Source organism: Pantoea sp. GbtcB22, from assembly GCF_019091025.1.
Lineage (GTDB): Bacteria > Pseudomonadota > Gammaproteobacteria > Enterobacterales > Enterobacteriaceae > Pantoea > Pantoea leporis.
Genome location: NZ_JAGXKB010000004.1, coordinates 1 through 26,475 on the forward strand (window position 1 = coordinate 1; position 26,475 = coordinate 26,475).

The 26,475-nt window shown below is 54.3% G+C and carries 25 protein-coding genes; 8 read left to right on the forward strand and 17 right to left on the reverse strand.

The window, feature by feature from the left end; all coding sequences use genetic code 11:
• Positions 1-321: 321 nt before the first annotated feature.
• Positions 322-882 carry a D-glycero-beta-D-manno-heptose 1,7-bisphosphate 7-phosphatase gene (gene gmhB, locus KVT28_RS14375; protein WP_101762026.1) on the reverse strand — a complete coding sequence of 187 codons (561 nt, stop codon included), beginning with the start codon at positions 880-882 and terminating at the stop codon, positions 322-324.
• 187 nt (positions 883-1,069) lie between these two features.
• Here gmhB and metN point away from each other — a divergent pair, with 187 nt between their 5' ends.
• From metN to proS, 6 genes are all read left to right on the forward strand, one after another.
• The gene (metN, locus tag KVT28_RS14380) at positions 1,070-2,101 is read left to right on the forward strand and encodes a methionine ABC transporter ATP-binding protein MetN (RefSeq protein WP_217549040.1); all 1,032 of its coding nucleotides are present in this window, start codon (positions 1,070-1,072) and stop codon (positions 2,099-2,101) included.
• Positions 2,094-2,747: a methionine ABC transporter permease MetI gene (locus KVT28_RS14385; protein WP_101762028.1), complete on the forward strand. Its 654-nt coding sequence runs from the start codon at positions 2,094-2,096 to the stop codon at positions 2,745-2,747. Before metN ends, KVT28_RS14385 begins: the two co-directional genes overlap by 8 nt.
• Positions 2,748-2,784: 37 nt before the next feature.
• Positions 2,785-3,600, forward strand: coding sequence for a MetQ/NlpA family lipoprotein (locus tag KVT28_RS14390; protein ID WP_101762029.1), 816 nt, complete (start codon positions 2,785-2,787; stop codon positions 3,598-3,600).
• Positions 3,601-3,729: 129 nt separating this feature from the next.
• The gene (gene rcsF / locus KVT28_RS14395; RefSeq protein WP_101762030.1) at positions 3,730-4,131 is read left to right on the forward strand and encodes an Rcs stress response system protein RcsF; all 402 of its coding nucleotides are present in this window, start codon (positions 3,730-3,732) and stop codon (positions 4,129-4,131) included.
• Positions 4,128-4,835, forward strand: a complete 708-nt coding sequence (gene tsaA, locus KVT28_RS14400) for a tRNA (N6-threonylcarbamoyladenosine(37)-N6)-methyltransferase TrmO (RefSeq protein ID WP_101762031.1) — start codon at positions 4,128-4,130, stop codon at positions 4,833-4,835. Before rcsF ends, tsaA begins: the two co-directional genes overlap by 4 nt.
• Before the next feature lie 88 nt (positions 4,836-4,923).
• Positions 4,924-6,642: a proline--tRNA ligase gene (gene proS / locus KVT28_RS14405; protein WP_101762032.1), complete on the forward strand. Its 1,719-nt coding sequence runs from the start codon at positions 4,924-4,926 to the stop codon at positions 6,640-6,642.
• A gap of 30 nt (positions 6,643-6,672) precedes the next feature.
• On the opposite strand, the gene arfB is transcribed toward proS, so the two are convergent.
• Positions 6,673-7,083: an alternative ribosome rescue aminoacyl-tRNA hydrolase ArfB gene (gene arfB, locus KVT28_RS14410; RefSeq protein WP_101762033.1), complete on the reverse strand. Its 411-nt coding sequence runs from the start codon at positions 7,081-7,083 to the stop codon at positions 6,673-6,675.
• A gap of 214 nt (positions 7,084-7,297) precedes the next feature.
• On the opposite strand from arfB, the gene KVT28_RS14415 reads away from it, so the two are divergent.
• Together KVT28_RS14415 and rof are read left to right on the forward strand one after the other, a co-directional pair.
• Positions 7,298-7,498, forward strand: coding sequence for a YaeP family protein (locus KVT28_RS14415; protein WP_036622231.1), 201 nt, complete (start codon positions 7,298-7,300; stop codon positions 7,496-7,498).
• A complete protein-coding gene (gene rof, locus KVT28_RS14420; protein WP_101762034.1) occupies positions 7,485-7,748 on the forward strand; it encodes a Rho-binding antiterminator in 264 nt (87 codons plus the stop codon). The genes KVT28_RS14415 and rof overlap by 14 nt, the downstream gene beginning before the upstream one ends.
• Before the next feature lie 39 nt (positions 7,749-7,787).
• On the opposite strand, the gene KVT28_RS14425 is transcribed toward rof, so the two are convergent.
• The 15 genes from KVT28_RS14425 to cdsA form a co-directional block, all read right to left on the reverse strand.
• Positions 7,788-8,096 (reverse strand): cytochrome c, encoded by a 309-nt coding sequence (locus KVT28_RS14425; RefSeq protein ID WP_217549331.1) that lies wholly within the window; start codon positions 8,094-8,096, stop codon positions 7,788-7,790.
• Between the two features lie 14 nt (positions 8,097-8,110).
• Complete coding sequence (gene tilS, locus KVT28_RS14430) at positions 8,111-9,412, reverse strand: tRNA lysidine(34) synthetase TilS (RefSeq protein ID WP_217549042.1); 1,302 nt, start codon at positions 9,410-9,412, stop codon at positions 8,111-8,113.
• 54 nt (positions 9,413-9,466) lie between these two features.
• A complete protein-coding gene (locus KVT28_RS14435) occupies positions 9,467-9,856 on the reverse strand; it encodes a VOC family protein (protein ID WP_008108470.1) in 390 nt (129 codons plus the stop codon).
• A gap of 75 nt (positions 9,857-9,931) precedes the next feature.
• A complete protein-coding gene (locus KVT28_RS14440) occupies positions 9,932-12,082 on the reverse strand; it encodes a lysine decarboxylase LdcC (protein ID WP_217549044.1) in 2,151 nt (716 codons plus the stop codon).
• A 375-nt stretch (positions 12,083-12,457) separates the two neighbouring features.
• Entirely contained in the window at positions 12,458-13,417 is a 960-nt protein-coding gene (accA, locus tag KVT28_RS14445) for an acetyl-CoA carboxylase carboxyl transferase subunit alpha (RefSeq protein WP_101762038.1), read from the reverse strand.
• Between the two features lie 12 nt (positions 13,418-13,429).
• Entirely contained in the window at positions 13,430-16,912 is a 3,483-nt protein-coding gene (dnaE, locus tag KVT28_RS14450) for a DNA polymerase III subunit alpha (RefSeq protein ID WP_101762039.1), read from the reverse strand.
• 31 nt (positions 16,913-16,943) lie between these two features.
• Positions 16,944-17,570 (reverse strand): ribonuclease HII, encoded by a 627-nt coding sequence (gene rnhB / locus KVT28_RS14455; protein WP_101762040.1) that lies wholly within the window; start codon positions 17,568-17,570, stop codon positions 16,944-16,946.
• Entirely contained in the window at positions 17,563-18,711 is a 1,149-nt protein-coding gene (lpxB, locus tag KVT28_RS14460; protein ID WP_101762041.1) for a lipid-A-disaccharide synthase, read from the reverse strand. Before lpxB ends, rnhB begins: the two co-directional genes overlap by 8 nt.
• Positions 18,712-18,714: 3 nt before the next feature.
• Complete coding sequence (lpxA, locus tag KVT28_RS14465; protein WP_217549046.1) at positions 18,715-19,503, reverse strand: acyl-ACP--UDP-N-acetylglucosamine O-acyltransferase; 789 nt, start codon at positions 19,501-19,503, stop codon at positions 18,715-18,717.
• Positions 19,504-19,506: 3 nt separating this feature from the next.
• Positions 19,507-19,962: a 3-hydroxyacyl-ACP dehydratase FabZ gene (fabZ, locus tag KVT28_RS14470; RefSeq protein ID WP_007893924.1), complete on the reverse strand. Its 456-nt coding sequence runs from the start codon at positions 19,960-19,962 to the stop codon at positions 19,507-19,509.
• 189 nt (positions 19,963-20,151) lie between these two features.
• Positions 20,152-21,177 (reverse strand): UDP-3-O-(3-hydroxymyristoyl)glucosamine N-acyltransferase, encoded by a 1,026-nt coding sequence (lpxD, locus tag KVT28_RS14475; RefSeq protein ID WP_101762043.1) that lies wholly within the window; start codon positions 21,175-21,177, stop codon positions 20,152-20,154.
• A gap of 3 nt (positions 21,178-21,180) precedes the next feature.
• Positions 21,181-21,681 carry an OmpH family outer membrane protein gene (locus tag KVT28_RS14480; RefSeq protein ID WP_007893920.1) on the reverse strand — a complete coding sequence of 167 codons (501 nt, stop codon included), beginning with the start codon at positions 21,679-21,681 and terminating at the stop codon, positions 21,181-21,183.
• 95 nt (positions 21,682-21,776) lie between these two features.
• Positions 21,777-24,188, reverse strand: a complete 2,412-nt coding sequence (gene bamA / locus KVT28_RS14485) for an outer membrane protein assembly factor BamA (RefSeq protein WP_101762044.1) — start codon at positions 24,186-24,188, stop codon at positions 21,777-21,779.
• Between the two features lie 51 nt (positions 24,189-24,239).
• A complete protein-coding gene (gene rseP, locus KVT28_RS14490) occupies positions 24,240-25,589 on the reverse strand; it encodes a sigma E protease regulator RseP (protein WP_101762045.1) in 1,350 nt (449 codons plus the stop codon).
• Positions 25,590-25,601: 12 nt separating this feature from the next.
• Positions 25,602-26,459 (reverse strand): phosphatidate cytidylyltransferase, encoded by an 858-nt coding sequence (gene cdsA, locus KVT28_RS14495; protein WP_101762046.1) that lies wholly within the window; start codon positions 26,457-26,459, stop codon positions 25,602-25,604.
• Positions 26,460-26,475: the final 16 nt, after the last annotated feature.

Sequence of the window (26,475 nt, forward strand, 5' to 3'; positions counted from 1 at the left end):
TATTTTTTTGCGTCCGGAGACGCGGATATCAATCCTGCGAGTGCCCACACAGATTGTCTGATAAATTGTTAAAGAGCGTTGCGAACAGCGGCTGAACCGTCTGTCGCGAGGTGGCGTATACTACGCTACTCTCCTTCGGAGTCAAACACTTTTTTCAGCGTTTTCATCCGGCGGGATGAATTTCTTCACTCCCTGCCGAGCCGTCTGCGTTGCCGCTTTGCCGTCTCAGTGGTGGCGCATTATAGGGAGTTATTCGGAGCTGACAAGTGCAAATTTCAAGTTTTTTGCTGTTCGCTTGAAATTTGCGCAAAAGGCCCGTTTTCAGGCCTTTTTGATACGTGCTGGCAGCTCTGCCAGACTGTTAATCACCCAATCCGCCACTGCTTCCCCTTCTGCCGTTACCGGCTTGCCACTACGCACCAGTACTTTGGTACCCACACCCGCTGCTAGCGCCGCCTGCATATCTTCTATTTTGTCGCCTACCATATAAGAAGAAGCCATATCGATATCCAGATGCTGCTGCGCGGAGAGCAACATGCCCGGCTGCGGCTTACGGCAATCACACTGCTGGCGATACGCTTCTACCGGTGCATCTGGCAAATGCGGACAGAAATAGATGCCATCCAAATCAACATCACGATCGGCCAGCGACCAATCCATCCATTCTGTGAGTTGCATAAACTGGTCTTCGGTAAACATGCCACGCGCAATGCCCGACTGGTTAGTCACCAGTACCAGCGCATAGCCCATTTTCTTTAACGCCTGTAGCGCTTCGATGGTGCCATCAATGAATTCGAAATTATCGATTTCATGAACATAGCCGTGATCAACATTCAATGTGCCATCACGATCAAGAAAAATAGCCGGGACTTTGTTCGCCACGTAGAAACTCCTGCTGAAAATGTGTCGCTAAGTATCGCATGATTGCGTATAGCGAGAGAATGGCAGTTTGAATGACTTCCATTGATTTAGCCGTCTGGATGCCTTAACATCCATCCAAATTTCGCACAGCCCTGCTGAGTGAAGCCCCATACACCACGGATTATGCAACACGATAATAAATAAACTAATGATTAAACTCGAAAATATCACCAAAGTATTCCAGCAAGGCTCACGCACCATTCAGGCGCTGTCCAACGTCAGCCTGCACGTGCCTGCTGGACAGATCTATGGCGTCATCGGTTCCTCTGGAGCCGGTAAAAGTACCCTGATTCGCTGCGTCAATCTGCTGGAGCGCCCAACCTCCGGACGCGTGCTGGTTGATGGCCAGGAATTAACCACCCTTTCTTCTGGCCAATTGACGCGGGCACGCCGCCAGATTGGCATGATTTTCCAGCACTTTAATCTGATGAACTCCCGCACCGTCTCCGGTAACGTGGCGCTGCCATTAGAGTTAGGCAATCTTTCGCGCGAACAGATAAAGAAGCGCGTTAGCGAATTGCTGGATCTGGTGGGATTATCTGACAAGCATGATAGCTGGCCAGCGAATCTCTCTGGCGGACAAAAGCAGCGTGTTGCGATTGCCCGCGCACTGGCGAGCAATCCTAAGGTGCTGCTGTGTGATGAAGCCACCAGCGCCCTGGATCCTGCAACCACGCGTTCGATTCTGGAGCTGCTTAAGGACATTAACCGTCGTCTGGGCATTACCATTCTATTGATCACCCATGAAATGGATGTGGTGAAACGCATCTGCGATCAGGTTGCGGTGATCAGCAATGGTGAGTTAATTGAAAAAGACAGCGTGAGCGAAGTGTTTTCGCATCCGAAAACGCCGCTGGCGCAACAATTCATTCAATCGACGCTGCATCTGGATATCCCCGACGACTACCAGCAACGCATGGCGCCACAGCCAACAGCTGATAGCGTGCCGCTGCTGCGTCTCGAGTTCACCGGCAAATCGGTGGATGCTCCGCTACTGTCAGAATCGGCTCGCCGCTTTAACGTTAATAACAACATCATCAGTGCGCAGATGGATTACGCCGGCGGCGTGAAGTTCGGCATCATGCTGGCTGAGATGGATGGCAGTGAAACAGATACACAAGCCGCGATTGCCTGGCTGAAAGAAAATCATGTGAAAGTAGAGGTGTTGGGTTATGTCTGAAGCGATGATGTGGTTACTGACGCGTGGCGTCTGGGAAACGCTGATGATGACCTTCGTCTCTGGTTTCTTTGGTTTTGTCCTCGGTCTTCCGATTGGCGTGCTGCTGTATGTGACGCGTCCCGGCCAGATTCTGGCCAACAACGCGCTTTATCGCGTGCTGTCCGCGCTGGTGAATATCTTCCGTTCGATTCCGTTCATTATCCTGCTGGTATGGATGATTCCATTCACTCGCGCCATTGTCGGCACCTCGATTGGCCTGCAAGCCGCGATTGTGCCGCTAACCGTCGGCGCCGCGCCGTTTATTGCACGTATGGTGGAAAACGCCCTGCTGGAACTGCCAACCGGATTGATCGAAGCATCTCGCGCCATGGGCGCCACGCCGCTGCAGATCGTGCGTAAAGTCCTGCTGCCGGAAGCGCTGCCAGGTCTGGTGAATGCCGCTACAATTACCCTGATTACGCTGGTTGGCTACTCCGCAATGGGCGGAGCGGTTGGCGCAGGCGGTTTGGGCCAGATTGGCTATCAATACGGTTACATTGGCTATAACGCCACCGTAATGAACACCGTGCTGGTTTTGCTGGTTGTGCTGGTCTATTTAATCCAATTCTGTGGCGACCGCATTGTACGTGCTGTGTCCCATAAGTAAGCAAGCAACATCAATAGTCCTCTATTAAGGAAAGGATATGTCTTTTACATTTAAAAAGATTGCCGCTGTGGGTGCTCTGATTGGCGCAATTGCGCTGGCAGGATGCGATCAGAAAGCAAAAGATCCAAACCACATTAAAGTGGGTGTGATTGTCGGCGCTGAGCAGCAGGTTGCTGAGACTGCAGTGAAAGTGGCGAAAGAGAAATATGGCCTCGATGTTGAGCTGGTTACCTTTAACGATTACGTGCTGCCAAACGAAGCGCTGAGCAAAGGTGATATTGACGTTAACGCCTTCCAGCATAAGCCGTATCTGGATCAGCAGATCAAAGATCGCGGTTACAAGCTGGCCATCGTAGCGAACACCTTCGTTTACCCAATCGCCGGCTACTCTAAGAAAATCAAATCACTGGATGAACTGCAGGACGGTTCACAGGTTGCTATCCCGAACGATCCAACCAACCTGGGACGTTCACTGCTGCTGCTGCAGAAAGTCGGCCTGATCAAACTGAAAGATGGCGTTGGCCTGCTGCCAACCTCACTGGATATCATTGAGAACCCGAAAAAGCTGAAGATTGTTGAGCTGGAAGCGCCGCAGCTGCCACGTTCACTTGACGACCAGCAGATCGCACTGGCGGTGATCAACACCACGTACGCCAGCCAGATTGGTCTGACGCCAGCGAAAGATGGCATCTTCGTGGAAGACAAAGATTCACCTTACGTGAACCTGATTGTTAGCCGTGAAGACAACAAAGACGCTGAGAACGTGAAGAAGTTTGTGCAGGCTTACCAATCAGACGAAGTGTCTGAAGCGGCCAACAAGATCTTCAACGGCGGCGCAGTGAAAGGCTGGTAATGTTCACCTTTCATTCCTTGCAGGGCGGCTTCGGCCGCCCTTTCTTTTGCCATAAATTGCACCTGACTTGTTATTTATTGTCGTCCTTGTTTCAATAACGCCACTTTTTTATTACTTGAGGATGTTGCCATGCGTTTTTTACCGCTCTGCTTGTTAGCATTGATGCTAACCGGGTGTGTGCGTGAATATCACCCGATAAGCAGTGCTCCTTCTCGTCCGCAACAGGCATCCAGCGAACCACAACGTAAACCGACTCCACGTCCCGCGCCGGTGAAGATCTACACCGATGCGACCGATCTGGTCAGCAACCCGTTCCGCGATTTGGGCGAAGTCTCTGCTGAAGATTGCCAGAGCAGCAGCCAGGATTCGCCTCCTAACATCAACACCGCGCGCAAGCGCCTGCAGATTCGCGCAGCCGGCATGAAAGCCAACGCCGTCCTGCTGCATAAGTGCGAAATTGTCACCAGCACGCCGGGATGCTATCGCCAGGCCATTTGCCAGGGCTCCGCACTGAAAGTATCAAATCAATGAGTGAGTTTGCCTTTGCGCAAATCGGCGTAATTCGTTCGCCGTGGAAAGAGAAGTTTGCCGTTCCGCGCCAGCCCGGTCTGGTGCAGGATGGCGGCGGCGAGCTGCATCTGCTACCACCTTACAATCAGCCGGAAGCGGTACGCGGGCTGGAAGCGTTTAGTCATTTGTGGGTGCTGTTTGTGTTCCACCAAACGATGGAAGGTGGCTGGCGTCCGACCGTGCGTCCACCGCGCCTCGGTGGCAATGCGCGTATGGGCGTGTTCGCCACCCGTTCAACCTTTCGCCCCAATCCTATCGGCATGTCGCTGGTTGAGTTAAAAGGCATTCGCTGCGAGAAGCAGCAGGTGATCTTGCAGCTCGGCAGCCTCGATTTAGTCGATGGCACGCCGGTGGTGGATATCAAACCTTATCTGCCGTTCGCCGAAGCGCTGCCTGATGCGCGCGCCGGGTTTGCGCAGGCGGCGCCTGATGCCACCATGCCGGTGCGCTTTTCGCCGCTGGCGCAGAGCCAGCTTCAGCTGCAGCAGAAAACCCATCCGCAGCTAGCGCGTTTCATTAGCGAAGTGCTGGCACAGGATCCGCGCCCGGCTTACCGTAAAGGTGTGACGGAAGATCGTGAATATGCCGCCTGGCTACTCGACTTTAACGTGCGCTGGCGCATTGATGAGGCAGGAACCGAGGTGATCGCCCTCGATCCCCGTTAAAACCCGCTTTTGAGTGATTGATCTCGCTGGTACACTAGCCGCCAGAAAAATTTGTCAGTTTCCTTCCGTATAACTGGAATCGTAATCAATGCGTACTACTCAATATCTGCTCTCCACTCTGAAGGAGACACCTTCCGATGCAGAAGTGATCAGCCACCAGCTGATGCTGCGCGCCGGCATGATCCGCAAACTGGCTTCCGGTCTCTACACCTGGTTGCCGACCGGGATTCGCGTGCTGCGAAAAGTTGAAAACATCGTGCGTGAAGAGATGAACAACGCCGGTGCGATTGAGATCTCCATGCCGGTGGTTCAGCCTGCCGATCTGTGGGAAGAGAGCGGCCGTTGGGAGCAATACGGCCCGGAACTGCTGCGCATTAAAGATCGTCACGAACGTCCCTTCGTGCTGGGTCCAACCCACGAAGAAGTGGTCACCGATTTGATCCGCAACGAGCTGAGCTCTTATAAACAGCTGCCGCTCAATCTGTATCAGATCCAGACCAAATTCCGCGATGAAGTGCGCCCGCGTTTTGGTGTGATGCGTTCACGCGAGTTCATCATGAAAGATGCTTACTCGTTCCACACCACGCAGGAATCGCTGCAGGAAACCTACGACGCGATGTACCGCGCCTACAGCCAGAGCTTCAGCCGTATGGGCCTGGATTTCCGCGCCGTACAAGCTGACACCGGTTCTATCGGCGGCAGCGCATCACATGAATTCCAGGTGCTGGCGCTGAGCGGTGAAGATGACGTGATCTTCTCCAGCGAATCTGATTACGCGGCCAACATTGAGAAAGCCGAAGCCTTAGCGCCGGCTGGCGAGCGTCCGCAGGCCACAGAAGCCATGACGCAGTTCGATACGCCAAACGCCAAAACTATCGCCGAGCTGGTTGAGCAACATCAGTTGCCGATTGAGAAAACCGTTAAGACGCTGTTCGTCAAAGCCACCGAAGAGAGCGGCCACACGCTGGTTGCCCTGCTGCTGCGCGGCGATCATCAGCTGAACGAAATTAAAGCGGAGAAGCTGGATATCGTCGCTGAACCGCTGGAGATGGCGAGCGAAGAACAGATTCGCGCGCTGCTGGGTGCCGGTCCAGGCTCGCTCGGCCCGGTCGGTTTGACCATGCCAGTGATCGCCGATCGTACTGTGGCAAAAACAGCTGACTTCTGCGCGGGTGCCAACATTGATGGCAAACACCTGAGCGGCATCAACTGGGGCCGCGATCTGCCAGAACCGCGCGTGGAAGATATCCGTAACGTGGTGGAAGGCGATCCAAGCCCAGACGGCAAAGGTACGCTGCTGATTAAACGCGGTATCGAAGTGGGCCACATCTTCCAGCTGGGTACCAAGTACTCCGAAGCGATGAAAGCAGCGGTTCAGGGCGAAGATGGTCGTAACCAGGTGATGACCATGGGCTGTTACGGCATCGGTATTACGCGCGTTGTGGCGGCGGCAATTGAGCAGAACAACGACGAACGTGGCATCATCTGGCCTGCGGCATTGGCACCGTTTGAAGTGGCCATTCTGCCAATGAATATGCACAAATCTTTCCGTGTGCAGCAGTTGGCTGAAGCGCTGTACAACACGCTGCGTGCCAAAGGCATTGACGTGATTCTGGATGACCGCAAAGAGCGTCCAGGCGTGATGTTCGCGGATATGGAGCTGATTGGCGTGCCGCACACCATCGTAATTGGCGATCGTAATCTCGATAACGAAGAGATTGAGTACAAGGCGCGTACCGCCAGCGAGAAGCAGATGATTAAGCAACATGACATCGTCGACTTCCTGGTGAAAGCACTCAACAAGTAACGCTAAAACGCCTCCAGCCGGAGGCGTTTTTTATTGCACCTTTCCGCGCATCGCCTTCACGTTACTGCGCCGCGTTTTACCTTCCAGCCGCCTCACTTTAGAGCCGTGCGTCGGTTTGGTCGCACGCCGCACTTTTTCCACCGTGGTTAACTCCCGAATCAGATTTATCAGCCGCTGCACGGCCGCTTCCCGATTCATTTCCTGGCTGCGATGTTCCTGTGCTTTGATGATCACCACGCCTTCCGCGGTAATCAAATGATGGCTCGCCGCCAGCAGCCGCTCTTTATAAAACGGCGGCAGCGATGAGGCATGAATATCAAATCGCAGGTGAATCGCCGTCGACGTTTTATTCACATGCTGGCCACCGGCACCTTGCGCACGGATGGCACTGAGTTCCACTTCATTATCTGCAAGTGAAAGCGATCGAGACAGCACAATCATCTGTCACCTACCGTTTGGCTCGACGTTGCGTCGCGTAATAACCTGTTCATCAACTTAACCTTTTGTGCGCACGCTGAATGCATAAGACCAGCGCGAAATGTCACTTTTGCCCATTTGCTTGCATCATTCCCGTGACGACCGGGCTGATTTCGATGAAATTCCTGTGATATAGTCGCCTATCATCCAGAGTATCAACTCTGCTGAGGAGGTGTATGTGCAAAAGTATTGTGAGTTAGTTCGCCAGAAGTATGCCGAAATTGGTAGCGGCGACCTTGGGTATGTGCCAGACGCCATAGGTTGTGCGTTGAAGGCTCTCAACGATATTGCCGCTGATTCTGCGCTAAACTCTTCTCTCAGGGAACAAGCAGCGTATGCCGCTGCAAACTTATTGGTGAGCGACTATGTTGACGAATGAAGCCTACAAACCCATCAACTGCGATGATTACGACAACCTTGAACTCGCCTGCCAAAAACATTGGACGCTGTCGTTAGAGTTAAAAAACGGCGATCAGCTCAAGGCCAAAGCCGTGGACATGGTCTCACGTAAAAACGTCGAGTACCTTGCCGTCGATCTTTCAGGCGAGACCCGCGAAGTGCGGCTCGACCACATCGCCAGCTTCACACATCCGGAGCTGGGCACCGTCGTCGTCAGCGAAGACGAGTAAAACCTCTCTCGGGCGGGAATCACATCCCGCCCACCTCGCTTAAGGTTTTAACGAACTGTAATACGCCGATAAATCTGCCATATCCTGATCGCTCAATCCCGCTACAAACGCTTTCATCACTTCCGCCTGGCCGCCGCTCCGCTCGCCTTTTTTATAGGCTTGCAGTGAATGCAGCAGATAAGGCGCATGTTGCCCGGCCAGATTGGGATAAAGCGGCACCGCGCTTTTGCCCTCCGCACCGTGACACGCCATACAGCTGGCCGCTTTTTGCGCACCCGCATTCACATCGCCATCGGCCAACGCCGGCAGCGCCGCAGCGAATAACGCCGCGGCCGTCAAAAGTTTCATCATTGCTCTCCATTTTATTGTTGTGGTGACCAGACCGCCTGCCAGCCTTGCTCGTTGCTGGCTGCGCCTTCGCGGGTAATAAACAGCCCCGGCGCGCTAATTAACGTCTGGTTAAAATAAATCAACGGAATACGTTCGCGCTGCCAGGGCGCAACGCCCAGCTCTTGCCACAGCTTCTTCATCTCGCGGCCACCTGCGCGCCCCTGTATATGATAATAACCCTGCGCCTGAAAGCGGATCGTGATCGCTTCATCCGCTGCAGGCTGGCGCAGCTCGGCAATCCACGCATTCGCGTGCAGCGAACCTAAACCAGCGGGTAAATTAAGCGGCTGCGTGCGGTCTTGCCAGGTTAGCAAGTGCTGACTAAGTGAAGGCTGCGGCGGTAACCAATAGAGTTGCTGGCGATAGCGGCGCAGCTCAAAAGCGCCGAAACGCAAGCAAGGTTTGGCGTCTTCACGGCTGTTGATGACTTCATCGGTGATGCGTTTCAATGCCTCGCGCGAAGGCATCGCGCCGCCCTGTTGAGCAATCCAGCGGCGTAACAGCGCATGACGCCGCGCTTCGCTCATGTTCATTAACGGCGGGAAGTGCAGCGCGCCCTGCGCATCGCTAAGCTGCGCCAGCTGTTCAGCCAGCAACTCGTCGAGCAGTTGCTCCTGCTCGCCACAGAGCGCGGCGCTGCGTGCACTGGCGGCACTGAAGTGCGGCCAGCGCGCCTGCAGCTGCGGCAGAATCTGCTGACGCAGGAAGTTGCGGTCATAGCGGCTATCGGCGTTGCTTTCATCTTCAATCCAGCGCAGTTGATGCTCGGCAGCATAGTTTTCCAGCTGCTGACGGCTAACGTCGAGCAACGGACGCAGATGCCGATGTTCACCCACGCTGCGCTGCAGCGGCATCGCGGCCAAACCCGCCGGTCCGCTGCCGCGTTTTAACGCCAGCAGCAGCGTTTCCGCCTGATCGTCAAGGTGCTGAGCGGTAAGTAAGTGTTCACCGGGTTGCAGATGCTGAAACAGCGCCTGATAGCGTGCTTCGCGGGCAGCCGCTTCAATGCCGTTGGCGCGGCCATCAACCTGCACATGCAGCACTTCACAGGGAATCTGCCACTGCTGGCAAACTTGCTGGCAATGCAGCGCCCAGCTATCGGCATTCGGGCTAAGACCATGATGGACGTGTAACGCGCGCACGCGTAGCGCTGGCTGCTGACGTTGCCAGCAGACCAATTGATGCAGTAGCACGGTGGAATCAAGTCCGCCGCTGAACGCCAGCACATAGCCAGCGTCGGGTGTCAGCAGCGAAGCAAGATGAGATAAAGACATGAGCGCGTTCCGTCCGGGCGAGCCACCGAATTGCGGCTCGCGGCGGACGCTAGTTTACGCCTGATACAGCTCCAGCGGCAAACCATCCGGATCGGGGAAGAAGGTGCAGGCTTTACCGGTTAACGCATCGATACGAATCGGCTCACACGTCACGCCCTTCTCCGCCAGCGCCGCTATAGACTGCTCAACATCCTCAACGCAAAACGCCAGATGACGCAGGCCGCAGGCTTCCGGTCCACTAACGCGTGGCGGCGGCGAGGGGAAAGAGAACAGTTCGATGGTATAAACCCCGTTCAGGCCAAGATCGCCTTTCCACGAGTCACGCTCGGCGCGGTAATATTCACCCAACAATTCAAAGCCCAGCACATCACAATAAAACGCCTTACTGCGCTGATAATCGGTGGCAATAATGGCGATGTGATGGATCTGTTTAATCTGCAGCATAGCGACTCCGGTTTTCACACAAGCCGCTTACACTACGTGGCAGATGCGGCCATGAAAAGAGGTGATTGTCCTAAGTTAGCCTTCGTCATCTTCACGCAATACGCGCACCAGATAACGCCCATCGTCCGTCAACGTCGCACCGTGAATGTCGGTCTCGAAGCCGGGATAGTGCCGGCCGATGGTGCATAGCATCAGCAGAAAATCGAGTACGGAACGGCTCTCTTCGGTGATCATCTCGCCCGGCATCACCACCGGCACGCCAGGCGGATACGGCAGAATCATGTTGGCGGAAATGCGCCCCACCAGCTCGCGAATATCCACCGTTTCCACCTGACCTTTTACCTGGCGCTGAAATGCCTGATGCGGCGTCATCTTCATCTCCGGCAGTACGTCGAACGCTTTCAACATCAGTCGCGGCAGATCATGTTGCAGGATCAATTGATGAATACCCTGCGCCAGCGTTTGAATGCGCATGTTGCGGTAGAAGTCGGGATCTTCAGCGTAGAGATCCGGCAGCATATTTTTCACCCGCAGGTTGAGATCGTATGCGCGCTTAAACTCCGTCAGCCCACGCAGCACGCTCATCGCTTTGGTTTTATCGATGCCGATGCTGAACAGGAACAGCAGATTGTACGGCCCGGTTTTCTCCACCACGATGCCGCGCTGATCGAGGAACTTCGCCACCAGCGCGGCTGGAATGCCCTCTTCCGCCATGTTACCCAGCTCGCTCATGCCCGGCGTCAGAATGGTGACTTTGATCGGATCGAGATACATATGATCGCGATCGGCATGGGTGAAACCGTGCCAATCCTCCTCGCCCGGCTGGATCGGCCAGCATTCGGCCTGATCGACCTGCTCTGGCTGCCAGATATCAAAGAACCAGCCGTCAGACTCTTCCCGCAAGCGTTGAATCTCACGACGGAAATGCAGCGCACGTTCAACCGAGCGGTTGATCAGTCGCTTACCCGGATTGCCGCGCAGCATCGCCGCCGCGGTTTCAATCGACGAGACAATCGCGTAGCTTGGCGAGGTGGTGGTGTGCATCATGTAGGCTTCGTTGAAGGTGTGCTCGTCGTAATCGCCTTTGATGTGAATCAGCGAAGCCTGCGAGAACGCCGCTAACAGTTTGTGCGTCGATTGCGTTTCATAAATCACTTTGCCGGGAGTACGATCGCCGCTCATGCCGCTTTTACCGGCATAGATCGGATGGAAATTGGTGTACGGCACCCACGCAGAATCAAAGTGGATCGATGGCACATCCAGCGTCTGTTTGATGAACTGCGTGTTGTACAGCAGGCCATCGTAGGTTGAGTTGGTGATCACCGCATGCACTGGCCAGCTAGCGCGCGGCGTGGCGTTGACCTTTTGCTGGATGCTGTCACGCGTAAACTCGCGCTGCGGAATGCCGCCCAGAATGCCCAGCGCGTTGCGCGTCGGTTTCAGCCAGATTGGGATGATGTCGCTCATCATCAGCAAATGGGTCAGCGATTTATGGCAGTTGCGGTCAATCAGCACCGTGCTGCCCGATGGAGCCGCATACATGCCGACGATTTTGTTCGAGGTCGAGGTGCCGTTAGTCACCATGTAGCTTTGCTCAGCGCCAAAGGTGCGCGCAACGTACTCCTCCGCTTCCAGATGCGGGCCGGTGTGATCGAGCAATGAACCCAATTCCGTGACCGAGATCGAGACATCCGCTTTTAAGGTGTTCGAGCCAAAGAAGTCATAAAACAGGCTGCCCACCGGGCTTTTCTGGAAGGCGCTGCCGCCCATGTGACCCGGCGTGCAGAAGGTGTATTTGCCCTCTTTGACGTAGGTGAACAACGCTTTAGTTAGCGGCGGCGTGATGTTATCGATGTACTCATCGGTGTACTGACGAATATGCAGCGCGATGTCATCGGCAGCGCTCAGGGCATACTCGAAGAAGTGCAGCGCCATGCGCATCTCGTTGATGCTGACATCCATCTGCGAATGGGTGTTGATGAAGGCATAGAGCGGCAGATATTCATTAAGCTGATTGATGTCGCTACACAGCGCCAGACTGTAATCGTCCCAGTCAAAAATCACACCGCAGATACGCGGATTGTGTTCAATCAACTTCAGCAGGTCGCTGGCATTATTGGGGTAAACGGTTTGGAAGCCTTGCAGCTTGAGGGCAGCATCCAGTTCGCGAATAGGCTCATCTTTGTAGAAAGCGCCGTGCGGTCCCATGATCGCAATAATATTCAATGCTCACCTCCTGTGGTGTTGTGGCACTGAATAAGGATAGCGAAAAGCGCGCGGGGATAAACCTGGAATGCTCTGCTGTTGAGTGATTGCAACCGAATGCTAATGCACCAGAAAAGCCACGATCAAGCCAAAGGGGACAGGAAAGAGCAGCCCGAAGAGCAAAGCGTCCGAGCCATGGATGGCGAGGCCGATCTGCATGGATGCAGTTATTCTTTGCGATCGGGCTGGTCTTTTCTGGACCTTGCACCGGAGTCACAGCGAAATCGTCGAACCAGGTAGCCATGGATGGTTACCCTACGGATGGCTGATCAGAATGGTGTTCGTTCGACATAAAAAAAGCGGACCGGGGTCCGCTTCTTGCTTAGCTCTGATGTATCAAGCGTAGCCGTAGTTCATCAGGCGCTGATAGCGACGGTTGAGCAACTCTTCGGTGCTCAGCACATCGAGATCGGCCAGATCGGCCAGCAGTTGCTGCTTAAGCGAAGCCGCCATATCTACCGGTTGACGATGCGCACCGCCCAGCGGCTCAGGAATGATGGAATCGATCAGCTTCAGCTCTTTCAGACGCTCAGCTGTGATACCCATCGCTTCCGCAGCCAGCGGAGCTTTATCGGCGCTTTTCCACAGGATCGACGCACAACCTTCCGGTGAAATCACCGAATAGGTGCTGTACTGCAGCATGTTGACTTTGTCGCCCACGCCGATTGCCAGCGCACCACCGGAACCGCCTTCGCCGATTACGGTACAAATTACCGGAATTTTCAGGCCAGACATTTCACGCAGGTTGCGTGCGATCGCTTCTGACTGACCGCGCTCTTCTGCACCCACGCCCGGATAAGCTCCCGGCGTATCGATGAAGGTGATCAGCGGCATCTTAAAGCGTTCAGCCATTTCCATCAGACGCAGCGCTTTGCGATAGCCTTCTGGTGCCGGCATACCGAAGTTACGACGAATTTTCTCTTTGGTTTCGCGACCTTTCTGATGACCAATGATCATCACTGGACGACCGTCAAGACGGGCAATACCGCCGACAATCGCTTTATCATCGGCATAAGCACGATCGCCAGCCAGTTCGTCGAAATCATCAAACGCGTTGCGGATATAGTCCAGTGTGTAAGGACGCAGCGGATGACGCGCGAGTTGCGCCACTTGCCATGCGCCTAAATCGGAGAAGATTTTACGGGTCAGCTCAACGCTTTTTTCGCGTAAACGCTGCACTTCCTCATCCAAATTAATATCGTGTTTCTCATCCGAACGGCCAATCGATTTTAACGAGTCGATTTTCGCTTCAAGCTCTGCGATTGGCTGTTCAAAATCCAGGTAATTAAGACTCATAATGTTCCTGTTTTAGTCAAACTCCAGTTCCACCTGCTCCGATCCTACTAACGACCGCAAATCGTTGAGTAAACGATCGCTGGGCGAAATACGCCACGCTGCACCAAAGCGTAGCTTCGCTCGCGCATCGGCTCTCTGATAGTAGAGATGCACCGGAATGGTCCCGGAACGATGAGGCTCCAGAGACTGGCGGAGACGGTTTAAAAGCTGGTCATCAATTTGCCTGTCCGTCAGCGAGATAGCAAGTCCGCGCGCGTATTTTTCCCGCGCTTCGTCGATGTCCATCACTTCTCGAGCGGTCATTTTAAGGCCACCGCTAAAGTCATCAAAGCTGACCTGTCCACTGACGATCAGGATACGGTCCTTCTCCAGCAACTGCTGGTATTTATCTAACGCATCGGTAAATAACATCACTTCAAGACGACCAGAACGATCGTCAATGGTACAAATACCAATTCGGTTACCGCGTTTAGTGACCATCACGCGGGCGGCAATCACCAGCCCCGCCGCGACGGTTACTTTACCACGATCTGTCGGATGCATGTCTTTCAGCCGCATGCCGCCGACGTAACGCTCAATTTCTTTCAAATACTGGTTAATCGGATGTCCGGTAAGATAGAGACCCAAAGTCTCTCGTTCGCCATCCAGTTGAATTTGTTCCGGCCACGGCGTGATGCTGGCGTAGGATTTCTCTACCTGCTCTGGCTCTTCGGCCAGCACGCCAAACATATCGGCCTGGCCGATGGCTTCGGCTTTAGCATGCTGATCGGCCGCTTTTAATGCATCGCCGAGTGCACTCATCAAAGCCGCGCGATGCGGGCCGAGACGATCGAATGCGCCCGACATGATCAGTTTTTCCATTACGCGACGGTTGATCTTTTTGGTGTCGGTGCGCGCACAGAGATCAAACAGCTCTTTGAAGTAGCCGCCTTCATTACGCGCATCAATGATCGCTTCGATCGGGCCCTCACCCACGCCTTTGATCGCGCCGATGCCGTAAACGATCTCGCCTTCGTCATTGACGTGGAACGGATACAAACCGGAGTTGATGTCTGGCGGCAGCACTTTAAGGCCCATGCGCCAGCATTCGTCGACCAGGCCAACCACTTTCTCGGTGTTATCCATATCAGCGGTCATTACGGCCGCCATGAACTCTGCCGGATAGTGCGCTTTCAGCCACAGGGTTTGATAGGAAACCAGCGCGTAAGCGGCGGAGTGCGACTTGTTAAAGCCATAACCGGCAAATTTTTCTACCAGATCGAAGATTTTCATCGACAGCTCACCGTCGACGCCCATCTTCTCCGCACCGTCCCGGAACACCGAACGCTGCTTCGCCATCTCTTCCGGTTTCTTTTTACCCATCGCACGACGCAGCATGTCCGCGCCGCCCAGCGTGTAGCCAGACAGCACCTGCGCAATCTGCATCACCTGTTCCTGATACAGAATGATGCCGTAGGTCGGCTCCAGCACCGGCTTCAGGGTTTCGTGCTGCCACTGAATATCCGGATAAGAGATCTCTTCGCGACCGTGCTTACGGTCAATGAAGTTATCTACCATGCCCGATTGCAGCGGTCCCGGACGGAATAGCGCAACCAGTGCGATCATATCTTCGAAGCAGTCAGGCTTCAGACGTTTGATCAGATCTTTCATGCCGCGCGATTCAAGCTGGAACACCGCCGTGGTTTCCGAGCGCTGCAGCATATCAAAGCTTTTCTTGTCATCCAGCGGAATGGCGGCGATATCAATCGGTGGCAAACCCTGCTTTTCACGGCGCGGGTTAATCATCTTCAGCGCCCAGTCGATGATGGTAAGCGTACGCAGGCCAAGGAAGTCAAACTTCACCAGCCCGGCATATTCCACGTCATTCTTATCAAACTGGGTAACCGGGAATTGCCCGTTTTCATCGCAGTACAGCGGCGCAAAATCGGTGATTTTGGTCGGCGAGATCACCACACCACCGGCATGTTTACCGGCGTTACGCGTGACACCTTCCAGTTTGCGCGCCATGTCGATCAGCGCTTTCACCTCTTCATCAGCCTCGTAGATCTCCGGCAGCTGCGGTTCAGCCAGGAAGGCTTTCTCCAGCGTCATGCCCGGATCCGGCGGGATCAGTTTCGAGATACGATCAACAAAACCGTACGGATGACCGAGTACGCGTCCCACATCGCGGATGACCGCTTTCGCCGCCATGGTACCGAAGGTGATGATCTGCGATACCGCATCGCGTCCATACATATCGGCCACGTGATCGATCACCTGATCGCGCTTCTCCATGCAGAAGTCAACGTCAAAGTCAGGCATCGACACACGTTCCGGGTTCAGGAAACGTTCGAACAGCAGGTCAAACTCCAGCGGATCGATATCGGTGATTTTCAGCGCATACGCCACCAATGAACCGGCACCCGAACCGCGGCCTGGGCCGACGGGAATGCCGTTGTCCTTCGACCACTGAATAAACTCCATCACGATCAGGAAGTAGCCCGGGAAGCCCATCTGGTTGATAACAGTGAGTTCAATCTCCAGACGTTCATCATATTCCACGCGTTTTTCTGCGCGCACCGCCGGATCCGGGAAGAGGAATTCCATACGCTCTTCCAGGCCTTCACGTGACTTCGCCACGAGGAAGTCTTCAGTGCTCATGTCACCGGTGGGGAACTGCGGCAGGAAATATTCGCCGAGGCGCACCGTCACGTTACAGCGCTTAGCAATCTCTACGCTATTTTCCAGCGCTTCCGGAATGTCCGAGAACAGCTCGCACATCTCCTCTTCACTGCGCATATATTGCTGAGGACTGTAGTTGCGTGGACGCTTGGGATCGTCCAGCGTATAGCCGTCATGAATTGCGACGCGGATTTCATGCGCATCAAAATCTTCTTCATTCAGGAAGCACACTTCGTTGGTGGCAACGACGGGAATGCCTTCGGCCACCGCCAGCTCGACGGCGGCATGCAGATACGCTTCTTCATCGGCGCGACCGGTGCGCATCAATTCCAGGTAATAACGATTCGGGAAGTGTTCCTGATAAAAGCTCAAACACTGCGCTACCATCGCGCTATTACCGCGCAGCAGACTGCGGCCCACGTCGCCGCGACGTCCGCCAGACAGCAGAATCAGGCCTTCGCCCAGCTCCAGCAGCCAGTCGCGATCAATGATTGGGCCCGCAATGCCGTAACCGCGCTGATATGCACGTGAAATCAGCAAGGTCAGGTTTTGATAACCGGTGTTATTGGCCGCCAGCAGCGTTAACTGTGTCAGCTCATCGCCCATCAATTCGCTGGCAACCTGGAAGTCAGCACCAATAATCGGCTTGATCCCCGCGCCGTGCGCGCTGCCGTAAAAACGCACCAGCCCGCACAGGTTGATGTAATCGGTAATAGCAATCGCCGGCATGCCCAGCGCAGCCGCCTTCTTGACTAAGGGTCCGGTTTTCGCCAGACCATCAACCATGGAGTAATCACTGTGGACGCGCAGATGTATAAAACGAGGTTCAGCCATATCAGTTTCCGGTTAAAACAGCGTCAGGCTATTAAAGCGTAGTTGGCTGGCGGGCTGCCAGCACATCGGCATCAATCAAGGCGTTACGCACCGGCGCAAAGCTGCGACGATGATGAGGTGTGGCGCCGTGCTGCGTCAGCTTTTCCATGTGCAGCGCGGTTGGGTAGCCTTTGTGTTGCGCAAAGCCATATTGCGGGAACAGCAGATCCAGTTCGGCCATTTCACGATCGCGCGTGACTTTGGCGATGATCGAGGCAGCACTGATCGCTTGCACCAGGCTATCACCCTTCACCACCGCCTGCGAGGGCATCGGCAGCGCCGGGCAACGGTTACCATCAATCAGTACGAAGTCCGGTACAATTTGCAAACCCGCGACCGCGCGCTGCATCGCCAGCATGGTAGCGTGCAGAATATTGAGCTGATCGATCTCCTCTGGCTCGGCACGACCAAGGCTCCAGGCCAGCGCCTTCTCTGTGATCTCGTCATACAGCGCCAGACGACGCTTCTCGGAGAGCTTTTTCGAGTCGGCCAGTCCTGCTATCGGGTTGGCGGGATCGAGGATCACCGCCGCCGTGACCACGGCGCCAACCAGCGGGCCGCGCCCTACTTCATCAACGCCAGCAATCCGCTGCGCGTTGGGATAGATAAATTCAGCCATTGATAATCTCCAGTACCGCATCCGCCGCCTGCTCATCGGCATTCCAGCGAATCTGTTGATGCAGTTCGGTGAAGGTTTTCAGTAGCGCTTCGCGCTCCGGGCCAGCGTGCAGTAACGGCTCCAGCGCCGCGGCGAGCGCGTCGGGCTGGCATTCGTCCTGCAGCAACTCTTTCACCAGCTCGCGACCGGCCAGCAGATTTGGCAGGGAAACGTACGGCGTTTTTACCAGACGTTTTGCCAGCCAGAAGGTCGACGGCTTCATGCGATAACCAACCACCATCGGGCATTTCGCCAGCATGCACTCCAGCGCAGCGGTGCCAGACGCAAGAATAGCGGCATCGCTGGCCAGCATCGCCTGGCGGCCTTTGCCATCCAGCAAATGCATCGGCAGTTCTGGCGCAACTTGCGCTTTGATCTGCTCAAACTGCGCGCGGCGTTTGGCGTTCACCAGCGGCACCACGATTTCCAGCGTGGGATAGCGCTGACGCAGCAGCTGCGCGGCGCGCAGGAAATCGGCGCTGAGCATTTCCACTTCGGCACCGCGACTGCCCGGCAACAAGCCAAGGCAAATCGCCTCGTCAGCAATGCCTAACTCGCGGCGCGCCGCCAGCTTATCGGGCTGCAGCGGCATCGCATCAGCCATGGTGTGGCCGATAAAGCGGCACGGCACGTTAAAGCGATCGTAAAACGCTTTTTCAAACGGCAGGAATGCCAGCACCAGATTGGTGTTGCGGCCGATTTTGAAAACGCGCTTTTGACGCCATGCCCAAACCGAAGGGCTGACGTAATGAATGGTGCGAATGCCCGCGCGCTTGAGGCGACCTTCCAGCGTGATGTTGAAATCCGGCGCATCAATGCCCACGAACACATCCGGCTTGAGTTCGGTGAAGCGCTGTGTCAGGTCACGACGAATTTTCAGCAGACGCCGCAGGCGTCCCAGCACTTCGACGATGCCCATCACCGCCAGCTCTTCCATCTCATACCAGGCTTCGCAGCCTTCGGCCTGCATCAGCGGACCGGCCACGCCAACAAAGCGCGCATCAGGATGGCGCGCTTTTAACGCACGGATGAGACCTGCACCAAGAATATCGCCGGAGGTTTCTCCGGCGACCAGGGCAATCGTGAGGGGACGCGCTGACATGGATTAACGAATCAATCCACGCGTTGAACGGGCAAGGAAGTCATAGAAAGGCTGTACTTCACTGTGTTGTTTCGCCAGCTCTTCAATCTCTGGTTTCACTTCATCCAGCGTTTTGCCGCTGCGGTATAGCAGTTTGTACGCATTGCGAATGGCATGCAGCGCTTCTTTGCTAAAGCCGCGACGCTTCAGACCTTCGATGTTGATACCGTATGGCGTTGCGTGGTTGCCCTGCGCAATGACATAAGGCGGCACATCCTGCGCGACGCCTGAACAACCGCCAACCATCACGTGAGCACCAATGGTGCACCACTGATGTACCGCCGTCATGCCGCCGATAATCGCAAAATCATCAACGGTGACGTGACCGCCCAGCGTGGCATTGTTAGCAAAGATGCAGCGATTACCGATCACGCAGTCATGCGCGATGTGAGCATTCACCATCAGCAGGTTATCGCTGCCGACCTTGGTCACATTGCCGCCCTGCGTAGTGCCACGATGAATGGTGACGCTCTCGCGGATGCGGTTGCGATCGCCAATTTCAACGCGCGTCGGTTCGCCCGCATATTTCAGGTCCTGATTCACTTCACCGATGGAAGCGAACTGGTAGATCTGATTGTCTTTGCCGATACGCGTGTGGCCGTTCACCACCACGTGCGATTTGAGTACGGTTCCTTCACCAATTTCCACATTAGCGCCGATAAAGCAAAACGGGCCGATGTGAACATTGGCGCCGATGACGGCACCCTCTTCAATGACAGAACTGGGATGGATATTGGCGGTTGAATCAATCACTTATTATGCCTCCCGGCTACGGGCACACATCATGGTCGCTTCACAGACAATTTTGCCGTCCACGGTCGCCACGCCTTTAAAGCGCGTCAGACCACGACGGGTTTTCTCGAAGGTCACTTCCATGATCATCTGATCGCCCGGCACAACCGGACGTTTGAAACGGGCTTCATCGATACCAGCGAAGTAATAGAGTTCGCCTGGTTCCAGTTTCCCAACGCTTTTGAACGCCAGAATACCGGTCGCTTGCGCCATCGCTTCCAGGATCAGAACGCCTGGGAAAATCGGCTTACCAGGGAAATGTCCCTGGAAAAACGGTTCGTTAACAGAAACGTTCTTCACCGCGCGCAGATATTTATGCTCTTCAAAATCCAGCACGCGATCAACCAGCAAGAAAGGATAGCGATGTGGCAGCAGTTCTAAAATCTCTTCAATTTTCAGAGTATGCGTTTCAGTAGTCAAAATACTCTTCCTGTCCTAAAAATCTGATGGCATCAATAACACGGCCTGCACCGATCAAAATGATCTTCCGCAGGCCGCAAATTAGTTCGGGGCGTTTCGCTTTCTTACGATACCTGCTGCCATTCTCGGGTTACCGAAGGTGGAAGAAAGTACACTTCTTGTTATGAAAGCAAGTAGCGTGGGATGCGTTTAGTCGTCTTTACCGACCTTACGTTCGATGGCTTTTAAGCGTTTGCTTATTTCATCGATGTTCATCACCAGCGCTGCTGTTTTACGCCAGGTTTTGTTGGGTTGCAGTGGAATACCCGACGAATATACGCCTGGCTCTGTGATCGGGCGCATTACCATGCCCATGCCCGTTACGGTCACTTTGTCACAGATTTCCATATGGCCGTTAATGACGCTGGCGCCGCCAATCATACAGTAACGTCCAATCTTCAGACTACCCGCCATGATCACACCACCCGCAACAGCGGTGTTATCACCAATCACGACGTTGTGCGCAATCTGACACTGGTTATCTATGATAACACCATTGCCGATCAGAGTGTTATCCAGCGCGCCGCGATCGATGGTAGTACAGGCACCAATTTCAACCCGATCACCAATCACGACGGTACCCAGCTGCGGGATTTTCACCCAATTGCCGCGATCGTTAGCATACCCGAAACCATCAGCACCAATGACGGTGCCGGACTGAATCAGACAATCCTGACCAATCTGGATTTCGTGATAAATCGTGACGTTAGCCCACAAACGTGAGCCGCGACCGATACGCGTCTGCTTACCAACAAAACATCCTGCACCAATAACGACGTCGTCACCCAGCTCTACGCCAGACTCGATTACCGCATTTGCGCCTACCGAAACGTTGTTACCCAGCTTAGCCGTTGCAGCGATCACCGCGCTGGGCGCGATATTCTGCGCGGGCTGCGGCGTTGTGTCCAGCAGTTGTGCCATGCGGGCATAAGTCAGGTAAGGATTTTTCACCACCAGGGCGGCCGTTTTACACCACTCCAGATCCGCTTCCGTCAGCACCACGGCTGAAGCCTGGATAGTAGCGAGCTGCTCGCGGTAGCGGCTGTTTGCAAGAAAAGTGATTTGGCCAGTTGTGGCGGATTGCATAGAAGCAATGCCGGAGATGACGATATCGCCATCTCCGTGCAATTCTGCATCCAACTGCTGGGCTAAATCAGCCAGTCGAATTGATGACATCAATTATTTAACCTGTTTTACAACGTCAGCAGTGATGTCTTTAGCATCAGAAGAAGAGTACAGCACGGCCTGAGAGTCCAGAACCAGATCGTAACCTTCGCTTTTCGCTACAGACTGAACAGCGGTCTGGATTTTAGCCAGCAGCTTGTTACGCTCCTGCATCTGACGAGTTTGGTTGTCTTTGTCAAAAGCCTGTGCTTTTTGTTCAAAGGCAGCACGCTCAGAAGAAATTTGCTTCTCTTTCTTGGTGCGGTCGCTCGCTTTCATGGTCGATGCATTACGCTGCAGATCCTGAATTTCTTGCTGGATCTTCTGCTGCTGAGACTGGAGGTCAGAGGCGCGGCTCTGGAATTCACCTTCAAGCTGTTTAGCAACAGCGGCACGCTGCGGAGACTGCTGGAAAACCTGGCTCAGGTTAACGACGGCAACTTTATCAGCCGCTTGGGCACCCGCAGAAGCAGCTAATGCAACACCCAGAGCAGCAGCACAGAACAACTTTTTCACTATAAACTCCTTACCTCAACGTGTGTGTTTGCAGCGTGCCGCATTATCAGGCAGCACGCGTGCAAGACGGTATTTTCACTTCCCTGCTCAGAGCCTTACCAGGTTTTACCAATGTTAAACTGGAATTGCTCTGACTTGTCTCCCTCGACTTTCTTCATCGGCTGGGCGTATGAGAAGACCAGCGGCCCTAACGGTGACATCCACTGCAGTGCCACACCGGCAGAGACGCGAATGTTATTAGGATCGCTGTAATCTGGCACACCCGCCGCGCGTGTTTCCGCAGTGTTCTGCCATTTGGTATCCCAAACGGTACCGGCATCCATAAACACCGAGGTACGCACGGAATTCGCATACTTCTCGCTCAGGAACGGCGTTGGCGTAATCAGCTCCAGGCTGGCAATCGCCATGGCGTTACCACCGACCGCATCGTCCGACTTACAGACGCCGTTTGGATCAGAGATATTACAGTTTGACGAGCCATCGTTCAGGTACGCAGCTTTAGGACCAATGGTGTTGGACTGGAAGCCACGAACCGTGCTCGAACCACCGCCGTAGAAGTTCTCATAGAACGGCATCTCTTTTCCATTAAGTCCGTCACCATATCCTACACGGCCACGGCCTAACACCACCCACGTACCATCGCGGTTCAGCGGTACATATTGCTGGCTATCCAATGTCGCTTTATAGAACGCATTATCAGAGCCTGGAATCGTCACTTTACCGTTCAGGTTGGTACGGTTACCGCGCGTAGGGAAGAAGCCGCGGTCTAAAGTGTTATAGGTCCAACCGTAGTTGAAGGTGAAATCATCTGCAGAGAAATCACCGTCATCGTTCAAGCCCTGATGGCGACCGACCGAATCCAGATAACGCCACATCGCAACCTGAGGACGCATGTTGGACAGGTCGTTATGCACATAACCTAAACCAACACGCAGCGTGTTATTTTCATTGACCGGGAAGCCTAGCGTACCGTCGAGACCATAACTTTTGTTGGTATAGTCAGACAGATCCGCATTATCGGCTTTAAAGTCGTTGTAGAACAAACGACCGCCAAGGCTCACGCCGTCGACCGTGAAGTACGGATCGGTCAGTGAGAACTCAGCATAGGTCTGGTAATCGTTTTTGGTACCGCTGATGCCTACAGTGTTACCGGTGCCGAGCCAGTTTTCCTGGGTCACGCCCACCTGGAAGCTGACGCCACTTTCAGTACCGTAACCGACACCAAAGTTGAAAGTACCGGTGTTACGCTCTTTCACCTTGTAGACGACATCAACCTGATCCGGCGCACCCGGAACACGTTGCGTATCCACATCCACGGTTTCGAAGTAACCGGTACGATTCAGACGCTCTTTACCCTGATCGACGAGATCGCTGCCCAACCAGGCACCTTCCATCTGACGCATTTCACGGCGCAGTACGGAATCTTTTGAGGTGTCGTTACCTTCAAAGCGCACTTTACGCACGTAGTAACGGTTGCCCGCATCCACGTTGATATGCAGCTTGACGGTTTTATCAGCATCGTTGATTTCTGGCTGCGTCATTACGCGCGGATAGGCGTAACCGTAGCGTCCCAGCAATTTCTTAATGTCATCTTCCATCTGGGTGACTTTGGTGCCGTTATACAGCTCACCCGATGGAATCCTGGTCATCTTTTCGATTTCAGCAGAATGGCCCGCCATGCTGCCGTTCACGATCACGCCAGCAATCTTGTACTGATCGCCTTCGTTAATGTTCACGGTGATGTAGATGCCTTTCTTATCTGGCGTCAGGCTCACCTGCGTGGAATCGATGTTGAAACGCGCATAACCGCGATCCAGATAGAAGCTGCGCAGGGTTTCGAGATCGCCCGCTAACTTCTGTTTCTGGTATTTACGATCGCCCACCACGTTCCACCATGGCACTTCGTCACGCAGTGAGAAGCGCGAGATCAGTTCGTCAGAGGTAAATGCTTTATTACCGACGATGTTGATCTGCTGGATCTGCGCTGAAACGCCTTCCTGGAAGACGAATTTCAGATCCACACGGTTGCGCGGCAGCGGCGTAGCAATCGCTTTGACGCTGGCGGTGTATTTACCGACGCTGTAGTAGAAGTCTTCCAGACCCTTCTCGATTGAAGAGAGCGTGGTGCGGTCCAGCGCTTCGCCAACGCGCACGCCAGAGGCTTCGAGGTTCTGTTTCAGCTGATCTTCTTTCACCGCTTTGTTGCCGGAGAAAGTGATGTTGGCAATGGTTGGACGCTCTTTCACCTGAACAATCAGGGTTGTACCGTCACGCAGAACCTGCACATCTTCAAAGTTACCGGTGGCGAACAGTGAGCGAATGGTGTTTCTGACATCATCGTCATTCACCGTATCACCGACACGTACCGGCATGCTGAGCAGAGCCGCGCCGACGGCGACTCGCTGGAGACCTTCGAAATGAATGTCCTTCACTACGAAATCGTCTGCACCGTAAACGGTGGCGCTGCTAAACAGCAGCGACGCTATGAGCAACTTTTTCATCGCCATCGTTGTTATGCGTTTTCCTAACACATCCCGCGCCTGTATGCGTTCCAGCTATTACAGACGTGAGAAATCATTGAAAAGTGCAAGCCCCATTAACAGCACTAGCAATATTGAGCCAATGCGATAACTAAAGTCCTGAACTCGCTCGGACACCGGTCCACCTTTGATCTTTTCGATCGCCAGAAAGAGCAGGTGACCACCATCTAAAACCGGCAGAGGGAACAGGTTAATGATGCCCAGGTTGACGCTGATCAGCGCCAGGAACATCAGGTAATAAATCACCCCGTACTCAGCTGATAACCCGGCACCCTGCGCGATCGAAATCGGCCCGCTCAGGTTATTCAGCTTCACATCCCCGATTATCAACTTGCCCAGCATGGAGACTGTTAGCTTCATCAACTGCCAGGTTTTTACACTGGCTTCGCCGATCGCCGCAAAAGGTCCATACTGCCTTACCGTTTTGTACTCATCAGGCAGCGGAATCACACGCGGGATGACACCCGCGAAGCCTTCCGCTTCATTGCCCGGTTTCGCTTCCGGCGTTAACGTCAACGCCACAGGTTCGCCGTTGCGCTCGATATCTAGCGCCATGTTTTTGCCCGGATTATCCCGCACCTGTGCCGCAAAAGCCTGCCACTGTGACAATGGCTGACCATCGACTTTAACGATCCTATCGCCCGCTTGCAAACCAGCATTGCTTGCCGGTGAGTTTGCCTGAACTTCGGCTAAGGTCGTTTCAATCTGCGGCCCACGTGGACGAATACCTAAAGCGACCACCGGATCCTGTTTATCAGGCTCAAATTGCCAATCGCGCAAATTTAATTGCTTTTGCTGCGTGGCTTCTTCGCCAAATTGCGAGACGGTAAGCGTGGCATCGCTGTCGCCGATTTTACCGATCAGCGCCATACGCACAGCATCCCAATCAGGCGTTTCGATACCATCTACCGCTTTAAGTTCCATGCCGGAGGTAATTTGCGCTTCGGCAGCGACGGAACCGTTCAGAATTTCACCAACCACAGGACGCACACCTGGCACGCCGTGAATAAACACGACCCAGTAAGCAAAGATGGCGAAGATGAAGTTGGCGATAGGACCGGCTGCGATAATCGAAGCACGCTGCAGCACGGTTTTGTTGTTGAAGGCTTGATGACGCAGCTCGGCGGGAACGCTTTCAACGCGTTCGTCGAGCATTTTGACGTAGCCGCCAAGAGGGATCAGCGCGATGACATATTCGGTGCCCTGACGATCGCTGCGACGCCACAGCGCTTTACCAAAGCCAATCGAGAAACGTTCAACTTTAACACCGCAGCGGCGCGCCACCCAGAAATGGCCAAACTCGTGCACGGTAATTAGCACGCCAAGCGCCACGATAAAGGCGGCAAAACTCCAGAGTATACTCAACATCGCCAGCTATCCTCAGAGGGTGCGAAACACCAACAGCAGCAGGCAGGCAAACACCGGCACCGCAGCAGTCAGGCTATCAATACGATCGAGAATACCACCGTGCCCCGGAATCAAGTTACCGCTGTCTTTAATGCCCGCTTCACGCTTGAACATACTTTCAGTCAGGTCGCCCAATACCGATGCCAGCGTCGCAATCACCGCACAGATAATTAGCGTGCCCGGCGCCACCGAAAGCGGTGCCAGCAGAGCAAACAGCCAGGCGATAATGGCAGATGACAATAGGCCGCCGAAGAAACCTTCCCAGGTTTTACCCGGAGAGACTTTCGGTGCCAGCTTGTGTTTGCCAAACAGGCGACCAAACATGTAAGCACCGGAATCTGCGCCCCAGACAAGGAACATCACGAACAGCAGCCACCATGCGCCGGCGAAATGGTCAGTATCGTAATGATACTGACGCAGCGCCATCATGCCCCAGAAGAACGGAATCAAGGTGAGCACGCCAAACAGCAGGCGCAGCGTACGTGAGTGACGCCACAACGCGGCAGAAGCGGGATAGAACAGTACTAAGATGAGCGCGACAATCCACCACAACAGCGATGCCCAGAGCGAGCCTTCCATCTGGAATTGGTGCAGATTGCGTTGATAGGGTTCAAGGGTAAAGAGCATCGCGGACAGCAACAGGCCGCAAAGCACGGCCAGCCAGATACGTTGCTGACGCGTTTTCATGCCGGCAAACTGCCCCCATTCCCAGGCGGCAAGCATGCAGATGATGATAGTGATAATCGCAAAACCGGACAGGGGTAACCAGAACAGTGCAGCGATCACCAGCGGAATCAAAATTAACGCGGTAATCAGACGAGACTTCAGCAAAGGTTACCCCCAAATT

What these genes read in the sequence shown, in the direction of transcription:
- metN (WP_217549040.1), top strand. Translation starts at nt 1,070, where the DNA reads ATGATTAAACTCGAAAATATCACCAAAGTATTCCAGCAAGGCTCACGC.
- KVT28_RS14385 (WP_101762028.1), top strand. Translation starts at nt 2,094, where the DNA reads ATGTCTGAAGCGATGATGTGGTTACTGACGCGTGGCGTCTGGGAAACG.
- KVT28_RS14390 (WP_101762029.1), top strand. Translation starts at nt 2,785, where the DNA reads ATGTCTTTTACATTTAAAAAGATTGCCGCTGTGGGTGCTCTGATTGGC.
- rcsF (WP_101762030.1), top strand. Translation starts at nt 3,730, where the DNA reads ATGCGTTTTTTACCGCTCTGCTTGTTAGCATTGATGCTAACCGGGTGT.
- tsaA (WP_101762031.1), top strand. Translation starts at nt 4,128, where the DNA reads ATGAGTGAGTTTGCCTTTGCGCAAATCGGCGTAATTCGTTCGCCGTGG.
- proS (WP_101762032.1), top strand. Translation starts at nt 4,924, where the DNA reads ATGCGTACTACTCAATATCTGCTCTCCACTCTGAAGGAGACACCTTCC.
- arfB (WP_101762033.1), bottom strand. Translation starts at nt 7,083, where the DNA reads ATGATTGTGCTGTCTCGATCGCTTTCACTTGCAGATAATGAAGTGGAA.
- rof (WP_101762034.1), top strand. Translation starts at nt 7,485, where the DNA reads ATGTTGACGAATGAAGCCTACAAACCCATCAACTGCGATGATTACGAC.
- KVT28_RS14425 (WP_217549331.1), bottom strand. Translation starts at nt 8,096, where the DNA reads ATGAAACTTTTGACGGCCGCGGCGTTATTCGCTGCGGCGCTGCCGGCG.
- tilS (WP_217549042.1), bottom strand. Translation starts at nt 9,412, where the DNA reads ATGTCTTTATCTCATCTTGCTTCGCTGCTGACACCCGACGCTGGCTAT.
- KVT28_RS14435 (WP_008108470.1), bottom strand. Translation starts at nt 9,856, where the DNA reads ATGCTGCAGATTAAACAGATCCATCACATCGCCATTATTGCCACCGAT.
- accA (WP_101762038.1), bottom strand. Translation starts at nt 13,417, where the DNA reads ATGAGTCTTAATTACCTGGATTTTGAACAGCCAATCGCAGAGCTTGAA.
- dnaE (WP_101762039.1), bottom strand. Translation starts at nt 16,912, where the DNA reads ATGGCTGAACCTCGTTTTATACATCTGCGCGTCCACAGTGATTACTCC.
- rnhB (WP_101762040.1), bottom strand. Translation starts at nt 17,570, where the DNA reads ATGGCTGAATTTATCTATCCCAACGCGCAGCGGATTGCTGGCGTTGAT.
- lpxB (WP_101762041.1), bottom strand. Translation starts at nt 18,711, where the DNA reads ATGTCAGCGCGTCCCCTCACGATTGCCCTGGTCGCCGGAGAAACCTCC.
- lpxD (WP_101762043.1), bottom strand. Translation starts at nt 21,177, where the DNA reads ATGTCATCAATTCGACTGGCTGATTTAGCCCAGCAGTTGGATGCAGAA.
- bamA (WP_101762044.1), bottom strand. Translation starts at nt 24,188, where the DNA reads ATGGCGATGAAAAAGTTGCTCATAGCGTCGCTGCTGTTTAGCAGCGCC.
- rseP (WP_101762045.1), bottom strand. Translation starts at nt 25,589, where the DNA reads ATGTTGAGTATACTCTGGAGTTTTGCCGCCTTTATCGTGGCGCTTGGC.